This window comes from Pseudomonas sp. TH06 (genome assembly GCF_016651305.1).
Taxonomy (GTDB): domain Bacteria; phylum Pseudomonadota; class Gammaproteobacteria; order Pseudomonadales; family Pseudomonadaceae; genus Aquipseudomonas.
Genome location: NZ_JAEKEC010000001.1, coordinates 4,155,046 through 4,170,602, shown reverse-complemented (window position 1 = coordinate 4,170,602; position 15,557 = coordinate 4,155,046). Strand labels below are relative to the sequence as shown.

Genomic DNA, 15,557 nt, shown 5'->3' with positions numbered 1-15,557 from the left:
CCCTAGCCTGTGGCAACTCCCAACCACACCGTGGAATGCCATGAAAACAATCAAACAGTTTCTGCGTGCCGCCAGCCTCACCGCTCTTGCCCTGAGCGCCAGCCAGGTCTGGGCCAAAGACAAACTGACCATTGGCCTGATTCCGTCCGAAGACTCCCAGGCGATGATCGAATCGAGCAAGCAAGTGCTCGACGCCCTGCAAAGCCAGATCGGCATGCCGGTGGTGCCGTTCGTGGCTACCGACTACAACGGCATCATCGAAGCGCTGCGCTCGGGCAAACTCGACGTCGCCTATCTCGGGCCGTTCTCCTATGTGTTGGCAACCTCGGTGGCGGATGTCGAAGCGTTCTCCGTGGCAGTCACCAAGAAGACCGGACAGAGTGCTTACAAAAGCGTGATTCTGGCGCGCAAGGACAGCGGCATTCACACCCTTGCCGACCTCAAGGGCCGCACGTTCGCCTTCGTCGATCCAAGCTCGGCGTCCGGACATCTGTTCCCCAAGGCCGGTCTTGAGCAGGCCGGTTTTGCCCCGGACACGCTGTTCAAACGGGTGATTTTCTCCGGATCCCACGACGCCAGCATCCTCGCGGTCGAGAATAAAAAGGTCGATGCCGCCGCAGTGGCCGACCGCATCTTCGCCAGCGCCGTGGCCAAGAACGTGGTGAAGCAGGATGACTTCGAGGTGGTCTGGAGTTCGAAGCCGATTCCCGAGTCGCCAATGGTCTGGCGCAAGGCGCTCGATCCGGAACTGAAGCAGAAAGTCGCAGCGGCCCTCGCCTCGATCAAGGATGTGCCCTGGGGCGATCAGGGCGTGCTCAATGGCTTCCAGCCGACCACCGACGCGTCTTATGACGTGGTGCGCGAAACCGCCAAGGTCCTCGATCTGGATTTGCGGAGCATGAAATGATCAGCATCCGCCAACTGACCAAACACTACGGCAGCAACCCGGTATTACGTGGCATTGACCTTGAAGTCGCTGCCGGCGAATTCGTCGTTGTGCTCGGGCAGTCGGGCGCCGGTAAATCGACCTTGCTGCGTTGCATCAATCGTCTGGCCCGGGCCGACAGTGGCACGCTCAACGTGGCGGGCATCGATGCACTCGCCTGCCCTGACACCACGGTTTTGCGTCGCGAAGTGGCGATGATCTTTCAGCACCACAACGTCGTGCCGCGCCTGAGCGTGCTGAAGAATGTGCTGACCGGTCGCCTCGGCTCCGTCGGTACGCTCACTTCGATTTTGCAACTGTTCCGGCGTGACGATGTGGCGCTGGCAATGCAGTGCCTGGAACGCGTCGAACTGGCGCACAAGGCCAGCGAGCGCACCGATTCATTGTCTGGCGGGCAGAAGCAGCGCGTCGGCATTGCCCGCGCCTTGACGCAACGACCGCAGGTGATTCTGGCCGATGAACCGATCGCCAGCCTCGACCCGAAAACCGCGCGACTGGTCTTGCAGTACCTGCGCGATGCCACTCGCGAGCTAGGCATCACCGTACTGTGCAATCTGCATCAGGTCGAATACGCCCGCGAGTTTGGCGACCGCGTGGTCGGCCTCGCCCATGGCAGTCTGGTGTTCGATGGCAAAGCCTCAAGCATGACCGAAGCCGATCTGGCGCGAATCTACCCGGGACAATCAGCGCAAGCCTGCGCAGACGTGCCGACGCCCACCCTGACCTATCGAACCGCCTCGAGGGCCTGAGCATGCAAGCGCAAAACTATCAGTGGGTCGGCGACCGTCCCCGTGGCCCGCGCAGTTGGCTGACCACCGCCGGCATCGTCCTGATCGTGCTGTGGACGCTGAACTGGAGTGCCCAGGGCGCGCAACTGAGCCTCGGCGAACTGGCGGCGGGATTGCCGCAGATTGGGGATTTTCTCTCGCGCACCTTTCCACCCGATCTGAGCATTCTGCCGCGTCTGGTGGCACCGGCCATCGAAACCCTGCAGATCGCCATTTGGGGCACCCTGCTCGGCGTGTTGCTGGCGATTCCGCTGTCGTTTCTCGCGGCGCGCAACTTGAGCCGCAATCGCTGGGTGTTTCACACCACGCGTCAGGCGCTGAACTTCACCCGCAGCATCAACGAACTGATCCTCGCCCTGATCTTCGTCTCGGCCGTCGGCCTCGGTCCGTTTCCCGGTGTGCTGGCGCTGGCGCTGCATGGTCTGGGCATGCTCGGCAAGTTCTTCGCCGAGAGCATCGAAGAGATCGATCAAGGCCCGATTGAAGCGCTGCAAGCGACCGGGGCGCGACCGTTGCAAGTGATCGTATTTGGCGTTCTGCCGCAGGTGATCACGGCGTGGATTGCGGTGATTCTGTACCGCTTCGAGGTCAACCTGCGCTCGGCCACCGTACTTGGGATGGTCGGTGCCGGCGGCTTGGGATTCGAGTTGGTGAGCAGTCTCAAGCTGTTCAAATATCAGGAAACCGCGACCTGCATCATCGTCATCACCTTCATGGTAATCGTCGCCGACGCAATCTCCAGCCGACTGCGCGCGGCGATCCAGAGCGGTTCGGCGCACTGACGCCGAGCCGTTATCGGCTGAGCCGATTCAAACCTGCGAATTATCGATTTGAGCCGTTGTCGACGGGCGCCGAGTATGGCGCCACCAACGACAACAACAAGAAGGAATGACCATGACTGCCCGCTTCCAGAACCCCGTCGATACCCGTTTCGGCTGGGGCAGCCTGCAAGAACTCGCCGCCATTACCGAGCAGCAGACCGTCGCCCTCGTCACCTTCCCCGAAGCCCGCGGGCTGGGCCTGGTGGATCGCCTGCAAGCCTTGCTCGGTGATCGCCTGGTCTACATCTTCGAAGAGGTTCAACCGAACCCTGACGTCGCCCATCTGCGCAGCACTTACGAGCAGTTCTGGCAGCACGCCGGCGAATGCGACGTGGTGCTTGCCGTCGGTGGTGGCAGCGCCATCGACACCGCCAAGGCGTTGATCGTCGGCACCGAGTCCGGGCACTTCGATGAGCTGCTGGCTCTGCTGGCGAGCGGAAAGTCGTTTACCCCGGCGCGCTGCAAGCAACTGATCGCCGCGCCAACCACCGCCGGCACCGGCAGTGAAGTCACGCCATGGGCGACCATTTGGGACAGCGCCAGCCAGAAGAAATACTCGCTGCACCTGGATTGCACCTGGCCGCGCGTGGCGATCATCGACCCGCAACTGATGCTCACCGTACCGGCCAGCGTCACCGTTTCCACCGGGCTCGATGCACTGTCGCACGCCCTGGAAGCGATCTGGAACGTCAACGCCAACCCGGTCTCCGACACCTTCGCGATCTCGGCGATCGAAGACATTCTCGAATGCTTGCCGCCACTGCAGCAGGACTTGTCCAGCCAGGAACTGCGCACGCGCATGGCGCTGGCTGCGCTCAAGGCCGGGCTGGCGTTTTCCAACACCAAAACCGCGCTGGCGCATTCGATTTCCTACGAGATGACCTTGCGCCACGGTTTGCCCCACGGCATCGCCTGCTCCTTCACTCTGCCGTTGGTGCTGGGTCTGGCCTGGGGACATGACGCCACCCGTGATCGCACGTTGCAACGCGTCTTCGGCACAGACCTGGCCAAGGCCCAGCAGCAGTTGCGCGAGTTTCTCCACCTGCTCGGAGTGAAGACCGAGTTTGCCGACTACGGCGTCTGCGCCAAGGATGCCGAAGACATCATTCATCTTGCGATGCAGGGCGCACGCGGCAAGAACTTCATCGGTTCCCAAGCCGCCTGACGCCTGGCGACACCCGATCAACCCAAGCACCACCTGCAGCGTCAAGCTGCGGTGATTTCCTGCCGCACCGAAAAAGAGTGCACCCGCCGACGACAACCGGCGGGATTCCACAACAATAAGGAAAAGATCATGAATCGTGCCCAAACCATGCCTGATCTAGCCGTACGCTCTGCCTCGTTCCGGGTCGCCCAGTGGCGCATGCTGCTGGCGGCGATGTTCTGTTACCTGTTTTTCTACACCGGGCGACAGACTTTCGGTTTTGCCATTCCGGGAATTCAGGCCGAGTTCGGCCTGAGCAAGGAAACCCTCGGCTGGGCGTCTGCCGCGATGCTCTGGGCCTACGCCATTGGCCAGGCGATCAACGGCAACCTCGCCGACAAATTCGGTGGCCGGCGCATCATGACCCTCGGCGCGGTGTTGTCCTGCGGCGCCAACTGGGTGACCAGTTTTGCCGGCGGTTTCACCAGTCTGATTCTGCCGTGGGGCGTCAATGGCTACTTTCAGGCGTTGGGCTGGGCCCCGGGCAGTCGGTTGATTTCCAACTGGTGGGCGGCGGGTGAGCGCGGCAAGGTCTACGGTTTCTATACGTTTGCTGCCGGTTGCGCGTCGATTCTGTCGTACGTCACCTCCATCGTCGTGCTGGAAGTGCTGCAACTGGAATGGCGCTGGATCTTCCGTTTGCCGGTGCTGCTGATGCTCGCTGGCGGGATCATTTTCTATCTGGTGGCCCGCGAACGGCCGCAGGATCTGGGTTTCGAGCCATTGACCGACACCGGCGTGGCCAATGCTGATGACAAACATCAGGAAGCCAGCCATGGCCAGGTCGAGTCGTCGGCACAACGCTACAAAGCGGTGCTGAAGAATCCTCGCCTGCTGATCGCCGCGCTATCACTCGGCTTTCAGAACGCCGCCCGCTACGGTTTGATCGTCTGGGTGCCGGTGCATTTTCTCGGCGCCAACTGGAAAAGCGGCGACAGCATGGTCGATCCGAAGTGGATCACCGTTGCCCTCCCCGTCGGCATGGCCGTCGGCGCGCTGAGCAATGGCTGGGTATCGGACAAGCTGTTCGGTTCCAAGCGCTATCTGGCAATCATGCTCTACATGCTCCTCGGCGCTGCGACCAGTCTGTGGATGTGGAGCCTGCCGCCGCACAGTGCAATCGGCCTGGTGGCATTGTTCCTTTGCGGCTTCTTCGTCTACGGCCCGGCCTCGAGTTTCTGGGCGCTGTGCCCGGATCTGGTCGGCGCCAAACGTGCCGGCACCGCGACCGGGATCATGAACTTCTCGTCCTATCTGTTCGCCGGGCTGGCCGAGCCAATGATTGGCCGCTTGCTTGACTCCACGGCAAATACGTCTCTCATCTTCATAGTGGTCACCAGTGCCTGCGTGTGCAGTGCGGCGGTGGCATTGTTCATCCGACGCTGACGGGGCTTGCATGTATCAGTACCACAAGTGGTTGCGTTCCTTTCATGCCGTGGCCAAGACCGGCAGTTTCACCCTCGCCGCCGAGTTTCTCAGCGTCGGTCAGCCGACGGTCAGCGAGCAGGTCAACGCGCTGGAGAAAACCTTCTCGGTCGAGCTGTTCCATCGCCGTGGTCGCTATATCGAGATGAGTGCCGCCGGGCACAAGCTGTTCGCAATCACTCAGGGCCTGTTCGGTCAGGAGGATGAAGCGGTGCAACTGCTGCAAAGTTTCAAGCAGCGCAAAAACGGCATGTTGCGCCTCGGCGCGGTGTCGCCGCCGATTGCGATGAACCTGACTTACGAGCTGATGCAACGGCACCCGGACATCGAACTGGAAACATCGTTTTCCTCAGAAAAGGAGACCCTGGCGCGGCTGTTCAATTTCGACATCGACGTGGCGATTCTGGCGCTGTCGGAATTCGACGAGCGCTTCCACACGCGGCTGTATCACCGCTACCCGATCATCGCGGTGGTGCGCGACGACCATCCATGGGCCGCTCAGTCGCAGGTCCACATCAACGAAATCAGTGGCGAAAAATGGGTACTGCGTGAAACCAGTGCGCGCACCCGGCAACTGGTGGAAGAAAGCTGCAAACGCCTCGACCTGGCACTCAACTGCGTCATGCAACTGAACAGCCGCGAGGCCATCGTGCACGCGATCGTCAAAGGCATCGGTATCGGATTTGTCTCGGCCGTCGAGTACGCCGAAACCCCGGGCACCGTGCCGATCACCTTTGTCGATCACCCGTTTTTCATCGAATACCACCTGTGCTGCCTCGGCATTCGCCGGAACCGACCGCTGATTGCCGAACTGTTTGATTCCAATCCAGCGCTGACCTGATCAGCACTGCCCCTTGAAACGGCCTGCCTCATTGCCGAGGGACGGCCCCCGCTTACCCGAAAACGGAGATTGACCATGCAATATCAGCAACCGACTCACCTGCAAGCCGCCATCCTCGACTGGGCTGGCACCGTTGTCGATTTCGGCTCGTTTGCGCCAACGCAGATTTTTGTCGAAGCCTTTGCCGAGTTCGGCGTGGCCGTTTCGCTGGAGGAAGCGCGCGGGCCGATGGGCATGGGCAAATGGGATCACATCCGCACCCTGTGCAACCTGCCGCAGATTGCCGAACGTTACCGAGCCGCGTTCGACCGCTTGCCGACTGACTTGGACGTCAGCGCTATTTACGAGCGTTTCATGCCGCTGCAGATTGAGAAAATCGCCCTGCATTCCGCGTTGATCCCCGGTGCGCTCAATGCCATTGACGCATTGCGCGAGAAGGGTTTGAAGATCGGTTCGTGCTCCGGTTATCCGGCGGTGGTGATGGCCAAGGTTGTCGAGCTGGCGCGGGAAAACGGCTATGTCGCCGATCATGTTGTGGCCACCGACGAAGTGCCCAATGGTCGCCCTTATCCGGCGCAGTCGCTGGCCAACGTGATTGCCCTGGGCATCAGTGACGTCGCCGCGTGCGTCAAGGTCGACGACACCTGGCCCGGGATTCTCGAAGGTCGCAGCGCAGGCATGTGGACGGTGGCACTGACCTGCTCCGGTAACGCCTTGGGCCTGACCTACGAGCAATATCAGGCGTTGCCGTCGGATCGACTGGCCGAAGAGCGCGCACGGATCGGCAAGATGTTCGCCCCTTCGCGCCCGCACTACCTGATCGACACCATTGCCCAGTTGCCTGAAGTGATCGACGACATCAACGCCCGCCTCGCCCGCGGCGAAACCCCGCAAGCCAGCTGAGTCTAATCCCCGACTCCCCCCTGTAGGAGCTGCCGAAGGCTGCGATCTTTTGATCTTGTTTTTAAAGGGTCAAAAGATCGCAGCCTGCGGCAGCTCCTACAGGGGTTTTGTTTGGCCAGAGATCCGGGGGGCTAAATTTCGGGCAAAAAAAAGCTGCCAAAAATGGCAGCAAAAACTTTAAGAACACGCGATGTATTGACCGAAGTGTAGACACCGGAAAATGACAGTGTCATGACAGCGGCAAATTCATTGAACCGCCCCCGTGCCGTCATCAGGATGTCATCAAGGTCACGGCAGAATCCTCGCAAACCGTCTTGAGCCTTGAGGCGGAAGATTCTGCAAGGATTCCCGATGAAAGAAGACGCCTCGCTGTTCGCCGCCATCGACCTGGGCTCCAATGCGTTCCGGATGATGATCGGCCAGTCGGTACGCAGTCGAAAGGGCTTCATGATTCAGGAAGTCAAAACCTTGCGCGAGCCGGTTCGTCTGGCCGAGGGCTTTGACGGTGGCGCGCTGGACGAGATGGCGCTGGATCGCGGCTGGCAGGCACTGGCGCGGTTCGGCAAGAAACTGCGCGGCTTCGAGGCCGGCCGGGTGCGGGCGGTGGCCACCAGCGCGGTGCGTGAGGCGGATAACTCGAAATTGTTTCTGGCCAGTGCCGAGCGGCATCTGGGCTTTCGCATCGACGTCATTTCCGGCCATGAAGAAGCACGCCTGGTGTATGCCGGTGTCGCTCATGCCCTGCCGAGTGCCGAAGACATGCGCCTGGTGGTCGACATCGGCGGCGGCTCCACCGAACTGATCCTCGGCCAGGGTTCACAACCGTTGCTCACCGAAAGCATTGCCATCGGCAGCGGTACACTCGGTGCGCGTTACTTCCCGGACGGACGCATCTCCCCCGGCGCCCTGCAAGAAGCCGAGCGCGTGGCCATCCTGCAATTCGAGAAAGTCGCCCGACGTTATCGCGCACAGGGCTGGCAGCAGACCATTGGCTCTTCCGGCACCGCGCGCATGCTCGCCAAAGTGCTCAAGGCCAATCGGCTCAACGACTTCGCTCAGGACGGTATTACCTACGCTGGCCTGTTGCGTCTTTCGTTGCTGTTGCTGAAGGTCAGCAACGTCCAGCAGTTGAAGCTCGCCGGCCTGCAACCGCATCGCCAGAGCATCCTGCCCGGCGGACTGGTGTTGATGCTGGCGGCATTCAAAGTGTTCGGCATCTCGCAGATGGTGCCCTCCGAGCCGGGATTGCGCCTCGGCGTTCTGCATGGGCTGATGAGCAACCACTGACCTTTGCGCACTGCAGCAGAATCACTCGCTAATCAAGGCTTTCCTGATAGCGAGGACGCCCTTTCAAACCTCAATGACGCCTTCCTGTAAAAGCCGATAAATGCCTCCCTCCTCCTCATGGTTTTCGTTCTATCGTTAGATCGAAATGGCAGTATTTGCGGCCGACTAAAGGTTGCGACGGCCCCCTGTCTGAGCCTATGTTGCACGCGAGCTTTTCCCCGCGAATGGAACGCGATCAACACCACAAAGAGGTGAAGAAATGTCAAAGGAATCACGCCCTGCCGTACTTGGGCTGATCGGCAATACGCCGCTGGTACAAGTGACCCGCTTCGATACCGGCCTGTGTACTCTGTTTCTCAAGCTTGAATCGCAAAACCCCGGCGGTTCCATCAAGGACCGTATCGGTCTGGCGATGATCGATGCGGCTGAACGCGACGGTCGCCTCAAACCCGGCGGCACCATCGTCGAAGCCACGGCCGGTAATACCGGTCTGGGCCTGGCATTGGTCGGCCGCGCCAAAGGCTATCGCGTGGTACTGGTGGTACCGGACAAAATGTCCACGGAAAAAGTCCTGCACTTGAAAGCCATGGGCGCCGAGGTGCACATCACCCGCTCCGATGTCGGCAAGGGCCATCCCGAGTATTACCAGGACGTCGCCGCGCGCTTGGCGAAAGACATTCCCGGCGCCTTCTTCGCCGACCAGTTCAACAACCCGGCCAACCCGTTGGCCCATGAATGCAGCACCGCCCCGGAAATCTGGGCGCAGACCGAGCATGACCTCGACGCCATCGTCGTCGGCGTCGGTTCGGCCGGTACGCTGACCGGCCTGAGTCGCTTCTTCAAGCGTGTGCAGCCGGATCTGGAAATGGTTCTGGCCGACCCCGTCGGTTCGGTCATGGCTCAATACAGCCGCGACGGCTCACTGCCGACACCCGGTTCATGGGCCGTGGAAGGCATCGGTGAGGATTTCATTCCATCGATCACCGACCTCTCCAGCGTGCGCCACGCCTATTCGATCAGCGATGAGGAAAGCTTCGATCACGCCCGCCAGTTGCTCAAGGCCGAAGGCATTCTCGGCGGCTCGTCCACCGGCACCCTGCTCGCCGCTGCGCTGCGTTACTGCCGCGAACAGACCGAACCGAAACGCGTCGTCAGCTTTGTCTGCGACACCGGCACTCGCTACTTGTCGAAGGTCTACAACGACCAGTGGATGACCGATCAGGGCCTGTTGCAACGCAAGGGTTATGGCGACTTGCGCGACCTGATCGCCCGCCGTTTCGAGGACGGTCGCGTCATCAGCGTCGGCCCCGACGACACCCTGCTGACCGCGTTCCAGCGCATGCGTCTGGCCGATGTCTCGCAACTGCCGGTGCTGGTCGAAGGCAAAACCCTGGTCGGCGTGATCGATGAATCGGACATTCTGCTGGCCGTACATGAGGACGCCGCACGCTTCAGCCAATCGGTTTCCAGTGTCATGACCGACAAATTACAGACGCTCGCGCCCGGCGCCAGCCTTGCCGAACTGGAAGCGGTACTCAGCCGTGGCCTCGTCGCCATCATCGCCGACGCGGCGGCTTTCCATGGCCTGATCACCCGCACCGACATGCTCAACCAATTACGGAGATCCCTCGCATGAGTCAGCACGACAAGAACTCCCAAGGCTTCGCGACCCGGGTGATCCATGCCGGGCAGGAACCTGATCCGACCACCGGCGCGCTGATGCCGCCGATCTATGCCAACTCGACGTACCTGCAAGACAGCCCCGGCGTGCACAAGGGCTTCGACTACGGCCGCTCGCACAACCCGACGCGTTTTGCTCTGGAACGCTGCGTGGCCGATCTGGAAGGTGGCACCCAGGCGTTTGCTTTCGCGTCCGGGCTGGCGACGATTTCCACCGTCCTTGAACTGATCGATGCCGGTTCGCACATCATCTCCGGCAATGACCTGTACGGCGGCACGTTCCGCCTGTTCGACAAGGTCCGCCAACGTAGCGCCGGGCATCGTTTCAGCTACGTCGACCTGACTGACCTGTCGGCATTCGAAGCGGCACTGCAGGACGACACGCGCCTGGTCATCGTCGAGTCGCCGACCAACCCGCTGCTGAGCCTGTCCGATCTGGCCGCGATTGCGCGCATCTGCCGTGCACGCGGGATCATCAGCGTGGCCGACAACACTTTCGCCAGCCCGTACATCCAGCGTCCGCTGGAGCTGGGTTTCGACATCGTGCTGCACTCGACCACTAAATATCTCAACGGGCACTCCGACGTCATCGGCGGTATTGCCGTGGTCGGGCAGAACGCCGAACTGGCCGAGCGCCTGGGCTTTTTGCAAAACGCCGTCGGCGCGATTTCCGGGCCGTTCGATGCGTTTCTGACCTTGCGTGGGGTGAAAACCCTGGCGCTGCGCATGGAGCGTCATTGCAGCAACGCGCTGGATCTGGCGCAGTGGCTGGAGCAGCAACCGCAGGTCAAACGCGTCTACTACCCGGGCCTCGCGTCGCATCCGCAGCATGAGTTGGCCAAGCGGCAGATGCGCGGTTTCGGCGGGATGATTTCCGTGGATCTGAACACTGATCTGGCCGGCGCGCGGCGTTTTCTCGAGAACGTGAAGATCTTCGCCCTGGCCGAAAGCCTCGGCGGTGTAGAGAGCCTGATCGAGCATCCGGCGATCATGACCCACGCGACCATTCCACCTGAAACCCGCGCCAAACTGGGTATCGGCGATGGTCTGGTGCGGCTGTCGGTCGGCGTCGAAGACGTCGAAGACCTGCGCGCCGATCTGGCGCATGCGCTGACGAAAATCTAGTCCGGCAGGAACGACAAAGCCCGCACGCTGCGGGCTTTGGTTGTTCGAGTAGGCGGCCAGTGCTGGTCTCTGGCTTACAAGGTTTATCAGGCTTCTCACAGTACCGGGCCAAATTGAAAAAGTACGGCCTCGGCTGCTTCACACGGCGTAAGGGCTGGATCTCAGCGCGGAGATCTTTCTAACCGTGTACCCTTCGGAACGCGCCCCACGTCCCCTTGCTATCCGCTTGCGCATCAGTCTGCGTCTTCGCCTACATCCTTCAGCCTAGCAAAAGGCTCAGGCGCCGCATTGTGGTTTTTAGACTGATTTCAGCTTTGCCAATCGGGTGAAGGAAAGTAATCGCCTAACAGCCGTCGATCCCCCCGCCGCGCCGCCGTCCTGCAGCGACCTATACTGGTTCAGTCAAGTAATGACTACGTCGACACCTGTGCGCCTGGCGGTGCACCCGTGCCTTTCACCAACCAGATCAACCCCTAGCCAATACGTCGTAGCGCCAGTGATTGTGCAGTGCACGACGGTTTATCGCTTTGTGGCTGCCGGGGCGTGGAGAAAATCATGAAATACAAGCTTTTGCCGGGCATGGTTCTGGCAGTGGCGGCTGCCGTCGTGATGCCGGGAGTCTGGGCTGCGCAGCCACAGGCGCTGGCTTCGGATGGGGCTGATCATGTCGGTGCTGGTACAGTGGCTTCCGATGGTTCTGATCATGTCGGCGCCGGAGCGGTGGCTTCCGACGGATCTGATCATGTAGGTGGCGGCGCAGTGGCTTCCGATCACGTCGGCGCCGGAGCGGTAGCTTCCGACGGATCTGATCATGTAGGTGGCGGCGCAGTGGCTTCCGATGGTTCTGATCACGTCGGTGCTGGGGCGGTGGCGTCTGACGGTTCTGATCATGTCGGTGCTGGTGCAGTAGCTTCCGATGGGGCCGATCATGTCGGTGCTGGTGCGGTGGCGTCTGACGGATCTGATCATGTCGGCGCTGGTGCGGTGGCCTCTGACGGTTCCGATCATGTCGGTGCTGGTGCGGTGGCTTCCGACGGATCTGATCATGTCGGTGCTGGTGCAGTAGCTTCCGACGGGGCCGATCATGTCGGCGCCGGAGCACTCGCGGCTGACGGTGCTGATCGAACCGGCATCAATCGCGTTGCATATTCGCGTGTCGGCGTCGGCTCCGATCGGGTCGCGTCGGCCCTGATGACCGGCAGTTATTCCGACCAGTTCAACAGCCCTCAATAACATCTGCGTTCTGGCGGGCGGCACCTTCGGGGCCGCCGCTGCGCCAGCGCACTAGCACATTTGTGCTAATCGACCATCCCGCCACCCGACGTTATATTCCCCTGCAACCCCCGATGTTCCCCAACGTTGCCCTTTCGCAGCGTGCGGGATCGTTGTGCCTGGAAATCAGAACAACACCAAGGAAGAAACACCATGAAAGTGCATCTCCACCTCTGCAAAGTCGCCGTTGTCGGCGCCCTGCTGACAGGCGTCGCCGGTTGCCAGACCGCCAAGCCCAGCGAAGCCAGCATGAAAGAGCGCGCTCAGACCGTCATCGGCAAACCGGTCTCGAAAATCGACAACATCCGCAGCGACAGCACCCTCACCTACTACACCGCCTACACCCCGGCCGGTGAATACAACTGCGAATTGCCCAGCGGCGCCATCGTCGCGGTCGCAAGCATGGGCATCATGACACCGCCGCTGTCTTGCCTGCCCAAAGGCGCGTCGCCGATTCCATTCCAATAATCCCCCATCCTCGGTAAAGGACTACGTTCCATCATGAAAATCCTGATCGCAACACTCACCCTCGCTGCCCTGTTCCTCACCGGCTGCGCCACTCCGAAACAATGGGAAGCCACCGGCGGCAGCAAAAACGATGGCGTCGTCCAGGTCTCCTATGAACTGGGTCAATTCGAAAGCGGCCAGACCAGCGCCGAACAAGGCCTGACCGTCGCCGCGCAACGCTGCAAGACCTGGGGCTACAAAAACGCCGAGGTCACCGGCTCGGAGAAAAACATCTGCCGCACCATGGGCCAGTACAACTGCCTGCAAACCACCATCACTCAAGACTATCTCTGCAAACGCTGACACCTGCCCTCTGTAGCTGCGGCACTCTGCGATCTTTTGATGTTGTTTTTAAAGGGCAAAGATCAAAAGATCGCAGCGTGCCGCAGCTCCTACAGGGTTTCTGCGACGGTTGTTGTTGGTTGGTCGCGCAGGGTTCGCAAGGTCGTGCGCAGCTCGGCCGGACGTACCGGTTTGGACAGGATGGCAATTTGGCGGTCGTGCAAGGCCGCCTGTATTTTTTCGATGTCATGCCCGGTGATGATCATCGCCGGCACCGCCCAGCCGCGCTGGCGCCGCACATCATCAATGCATTCGATGCCCGTGGCATGAGTACCGAGATCGTAGTCGGCGACGATGATGTCGCAATCGGTGACCAAGTCGCGCCCCGTCAGTTCGGCCTGCACCACACAACCCCAACGCTCCAGCAATGCCGACGTGGCCATCAGCACGTTGCGATCATCCTCCACCAGACACACCTTCAGCCCGGTCAGCAGACCAACCTGTCGCGCATCTTCGCGAATCACCGATTGCAGCGGCGCTGCCGCCATGGGCAGCCCGGACAAAGTCACCGCCGTTCCGCGCGTCAGCCGCGAGCGCAGCGCGACCTCCACGCCGATCAATTGCCCCAGGCGCTTGACGATCGACAGACCCAGCCCCACCCCCTCGACGTCTTTGTCGCGTACCTGGCGAACCCGGTAAAACTCCTCGAACACCTTCGGCAGATGCTCCTCGGCGATGCCATTGCCCTGATCGTAAATGACGATAGCCAGCCCGGCTGCACGCCTGCGCACACCAATCAGCACCGGTCGATGCGCGCCGTACTTGAAGCAGTTGGAAAGCACGTTCTGGACCATGGTTGCCAGTAACGCCGGATCGGTGCGCACCCAGTATTCACAGGGTCGCAAACGCAATTCCACACCCGCCCAACGCGCCGCTTCGGCGTTCTGGCGCATCAGCTCCGCGAGCCATTCACCCAGATTCACGGTTTGCAGCTTCGGCAGAATCCGCCCGTTATCGAGGGTGTACAGATCGAGAATCGAGCGGAACAGTTGCGACACGTTGAGCAGCGAACGATCAATGTTGTCGACCAGGTGTCGTTCCTCATCACCCAATCGCGACTCACGCAGGCACGCGGTAAACAGGCCGATGGAGTGGATCGGCTGACGCAAGTCATGGCTGGCCTGGGCGAGAAACCGCGACTTCTCCAGATTGGCCGCAACCGCTTCTTCGGAAGCCTTGCGCGTGCGCTCAAGCAACAAGTGCGCATAAAACGGAATCACCGTGCTGGTGATCATCAGCATCAACACCATGAACGGTTGCGCCTGCCACACGGGCGTCAGCCGATACACCGCGAGCAACGCCAGCAGTGCCAACACTGTGGCAATTGCCAGATAGCGCGAGCCGTAACGCATGCCGTTGCCGAGATTGACCCAGATGATCACCGCATACAGCGGCAATGCCGCTTCGCCACCGACCACCAGCCCGAAACAGGTGCCGGTGTAATCGTGGACCATGGCAAAAATCCGCCGTGCCGGATAATGCCCCGGCCAGCGCACAATCGTCTGGCGCAATACAATCGAAGCCAGCAAAAACAGGCAGATATAGGTGACCACCGGCAGATACGTATCGAAACGCTGGGCCGGTAAAACGCCGAGCACGCCGATGTAAACCAACGCGATACTGGCAATGATAATGCGCAGATTGGCCTGATCGAGTTCGGTGTTTTTCTCGAATTTCATGGTGAACGTCCTTGTGCCGCAATCGTCATAATCAGCACGAACCGACAGGCATTGCCCGCACCGGGTGCTAAGGTGCATGCCATCAGCAACACCCGGCCCAGGGAGGGTCACGTCATGACATGCCGAATTATCATAGCCGACGATCACCCGTTGTTTCGCGAGGCAATGTTGCGCACCGTGCAGCGCTTATTGCCCGAGGCGACCATTGAAGAGGCTGGCGACCTCGACGCCGTAATGGCGCTGCTGCCCTGTGGCGACGAGCCGGACAGCCTGATTCTGGACCTGCGCTTTCCCGGCCTGACCTGCGTCAGTCAGCTCGCCGAACTGCGCCGCCGCTTGCCGCGCACCACGCTGATCGTGGTGTCGATGGTTGATGATGAGGCGTTGATCGGTGACGTCATGGCGGCGGGCATTGATGGCTTCATCGGCAAAAACATCGCACCGGACGAAATCGGCCAGGCGATCCTGGCGATTCGCGAAGGTGAAGTGCTGGTGAAGTTTGCGCCGTCAGGCTTGCTGCCGCTGGAGACCGGCGCGGCGCTCACGCCCCGTCAGCAGGAGGTGTTACGGCTGATCGCGCAAGGCAAGACCAACAAGGAGATCGCCCGTGAACTGGATATTTCACCGTTCACGGTGAGGATTCACGTTTCTTCTTTACTACGCACACTGAACGTCCCCTCACGCGCCGCCGCAGCCGTGAAAAGTCGCTCCCTGTAGGGGCTACCGCAGGCTGCGCC

At 60.9% G+C, this 15,557-nt stretch carries 15 protein-coding genes; 13 read left to right on the top strand and 2 right to left on the bottom strand.

The window, feature by feature from the left end; genetic code table 11:
* The first annotated feature begins 40 nt into the window (after window positions 1-40).
* From phnD to JFT86_RS18760, 10 genes are all read left to right on the top strand, one after another.
* A complete protein-coding gene (phnD, locus tag JFT86_RS18805; RefSeq protein ID WP_201232814.1) occupies window positions 41-907 on the top strand; it encodes a phosphonate ABC transporter substrate-binding protein in 867 nt (288 codons plus the stop codon).
* Complete coding sequence (gene phnC, locus JFT86_RS18800; RefSeq protein WP_201232815.1) at window positions 904-1,695, top strand: phosphonate ABC transporter ATP-binding protein; 792 nt, start codon at window positions 904-906, stop codon at window positions 1,693-1,695. Before phnD ends, phnC begins: the two co-directional genes overlap by 4 nt.
* Before the next feature lie 2 nt (window positions 1,696-1,697).
* Window positions 1,698-2,516, top strand: a complete 819-nt coding sequence (gene phnE / locus JFT86_RS18795) for a phosphonate ABC transporter, permease protein PhnE (protein WP_201232816.1) — start codon at window positions 1,698-1,700, stop codon at window positions 2,514-2,516.
* A gap of 112 nt (window positions 2,517-2,628) precedes the next feature.
* Window positions 2,629-3,720, top strand: a complete 1,092-nt coding sequence (psrA, locus tag JFT86_RS18790; protein WP_201232817.1) for an iron-containing alcohol dehydrogenase PsrA — start codon at window positions 2,629-2,631, stop codon at window positions 3,718-3,720.
* Between the two features lie 129 nt (window positions 3,721-3,849).
* Window positions 3,850-5,145 carry an MFS transporter gene (locus JFT86_RS18785; protein WP_201232818.1) on the top strand — a complete coding sequence of 432 codons (1,296 nt, stop codon included), beginning with the start codon at window positions 3,850-3,852 and terminating at the stop codon, window positions 5,143-5,145.
* 10 nt (window positions 5,146-5,155) lie between these two features.
* The gene (locus JFT86_RS18780) at window positions 5,156-6,025 is read left to right on the top strand and encodes a LysR substrate-binding domain-containing protein (protein ID WP_201232819.1); all 870 of its coding nucleotides are present in this window, start codon (window positions 5,156-5,158) and stop codon (window positions 6,023-6,025) included.
* A gap of 75 nt (window positions 6,026-6,100) precedes the next feature.
* Complete coding sequence (phnX, locus tag JFT86_RS18775; RefSeq protein ID WP_201232820.1) at window positions 6,101-6,928, top strand: phosphonoacetaldehyde hydrolase; 828 nt, start codon at window positions 6,101-6,103, stop codon at window positions 6,926-6,928.
* 351 nt (window positions 6,929-7,279) lie between these two features.
* Window positions 7,280-8,215: a Ppx/GppA family phosphatase gene (locus tag JFT86_RS18770; RefSeq protein WP_201237826.1), complete on the top strand. Its 936-nt coding sequence runs from the start codon at window positions 7,280-7,282 to the stop codon at window positions 8,213-8,215.
* 259 nt (window positions 8,216-8,474) lie between these two features.
* Window positions 8,475-9,851 (top strand): pyridoxal-phosphate dependent enzyme, encoded by a 1,377-nt coding sequence (locus JFT86_RS18765; RefSeq protein ID WP_201237825.1) that lies wholly within the window; start codon window positions 8,475-8,477, stop codon window positions 9,849-9,851.
* Window positions 9,848-11,020: a cystathionine gamma-synthase gene (locus JFT86_RS18760; RefSeq protein ID WP_201237824.1), complete on the top strand. Its 1,173-nt coding sequence runs from the start codon at window positions 9,848-9,850 to the stop codon at window positions 11,018-11,020. The genes JFT86_RS18765 and JFT86_RS18760 overlap by 4 nt, the downstream gene beginning before the upstream one ends.
* Window positions 11,021-11,539: 519 nt before the next feature.
* Here JFT86_RS18760 and JFT86_RS18755 read toward each other — a convergent pair.
* Complete coding sequence (locus JFT86_RS18755; RefSeq protein WP_201232822.1) at window positions 11,540-12,256, bottom strand: hypothetical protein; 717 nt, start codon at window positions 12,254-12,256, stop codon at window positions 11,540-11,542.
* A 189-nt stretch (window positions 12,257-12,445) separates the two neighbouring features.
* Between JFT86_RS18755 and JFT86_RS18750 the strand changes: the two genes are divergently transcribed.
* Complete coding sequence (locus JFT86_RS18750) at window positions 12,446-12,760, top strand: hypothetical protein (protein ID WP_201232823.1); 315 nt, start codon at window positions 12,446-12,448, stop codon at window positions 12,758-12,760.
* Between the two features lie 33 nt (window positions 12,761-12,793).
* Window positions 12,794-13,102: a YecR family lipoprotein gene (gene yecR, locus JFT86_RS18745; RefSeq protein WP_201232824.1), complete on the top strand. Its 309-nt coding sequence runs from the start codon at window positions 12,794-12,796 to the stop codon at window positions 13,100-13,102.
* Between the two features lie 89 nt (window positions 13,103-13,191).
* On the opposite strand, the gene JFT86_RS18740 is transcribed toward yecR, so the two are convergent.
* Complete coding sequence (locus JFT86_RS18740) at window positions 13,192-14,820, bottom strand: hybrid sensor histidine kinase/response regulator (RefSeq protein WP_201232825.1); 1,629 nt, start codon at window positions 14,818-14,820, stop codon at window positions 13,192-13,194.
* A 114-nt stretch (window positions 14,821-14,934) separates the two neighbouring features.
* Here JFT86_RS18740 and JFT86_RS18735 point away from each other — a divergent pair, with 114 nt between their 5' ends.
* On the top strand, window positions 14,935-15,537 hold the full coding sequence (locus JFT86_RS18735; protein ID WP_201232826.1) for a response regulator transcription factor: 603 nt from the start codon (window positions 14,935-14,937) through the stop codon (window positions 15,535-15,537).
* Window positions 15,538-15,557 lie beyond the last annotated feature (20 nt).

Coding starts and splice junctions, on each gene's coding strand:
- JFT86_RS18780 (WP_201232819.1), top strand. CDS start 5,156: ATGTATCAGTACCACAAGTGGTTGCGTTCCTTTCATGCCGTGGCCAAG.
- JFT86_RS18765 (WP_201237825.1), top strand. CDS start 8,475: ATGTCAAAGGAATCACGCCCTGCCGTACTTGGGCTGATCGGCAATACG.
- phnX (WP_201232820.1), top strand. CDS start 6,101: ATGCAATATCAGCAACCGACTCACCTGCAAGCCGCCATCCTCGACTGG.
- JFT86_RS18785 (WP_201232818.1), top strand. CDS start 3,850: ATGAATCGTGCCCAAACCATGCCTGATCTAGCCGTACGCTCTGCCTCG.
- phnE (WP_201232816.1), top strand. CDS start 1,698: ATGCAAGCGCAAAACTATCAGTGGGTCGGCGACCGTCCCCGTGGCCCG.
- psrA (WP_201232817.1), top strand. CDS start 2,629: ATGACTGCCCGCTTCCAGAACCCCGTCGATACCCGTTTCGGCTGGGGC.
- phnC (WP_201232815.1), top strand. CDS start 904: ATGATCAGCATCCGCCAACTGACCAAACACTACGGCAGCAACCCGGTA.
- JFT86_RS18770 (WP_201237826.1), top strand. CDS start 7,280: ATGAAAGAAGACGCCTCGCTGTTCGCCGCCATCGACCTGGGCTCCAAT.
- yecR (WP_201232824.1), top strand. CDS start 12,794: ATGAAAATCCTGATCGCAACACTCACCCTCGCTGCCCTGTTCCTCACC.
- JFT86_RS18740 (WP_201232825.1), bottom strand. CDS start 14,820: ATGAAATTCGAGAAAAACACCGAACTCGATCAGGCCAATCTGCGCATT.
- phnD (WP_201232814.1), top strand. CDS start 41: ATGAAAACAATCAAACAGTTTCTGCGTGCCGCCAGCCTCACCGCTCTT.
- JFT86_RS18750 (WP_201232823.1), top strand. CDS start 12,446: ATGAAAGTGCATCTCCACCTCTGCAAAGTCGCCGTTGTCGGCGCCCTG.
- JFT86_RS18755 (WP_201232822.1), bottom strand. CDS start 12,256: ATGTTATTGAGGGCTGTTGAACTGGTCGGAATAACTGCCGGTCATCAG.
- JFT86_RS18735 (WP_201232826.1), top strand. CDS start 14,935: ATGACATGCCGAATTATCATAGCCGACGATCACCCGTTGTTTCGCGAG.
- JFT86_RS18760 (WP_201237824.1), top strand. CDS start 9,848: ATGAGTCAGCACGACAAGAACTCCCAAGGCTTCGCGACCCGGGTGATC.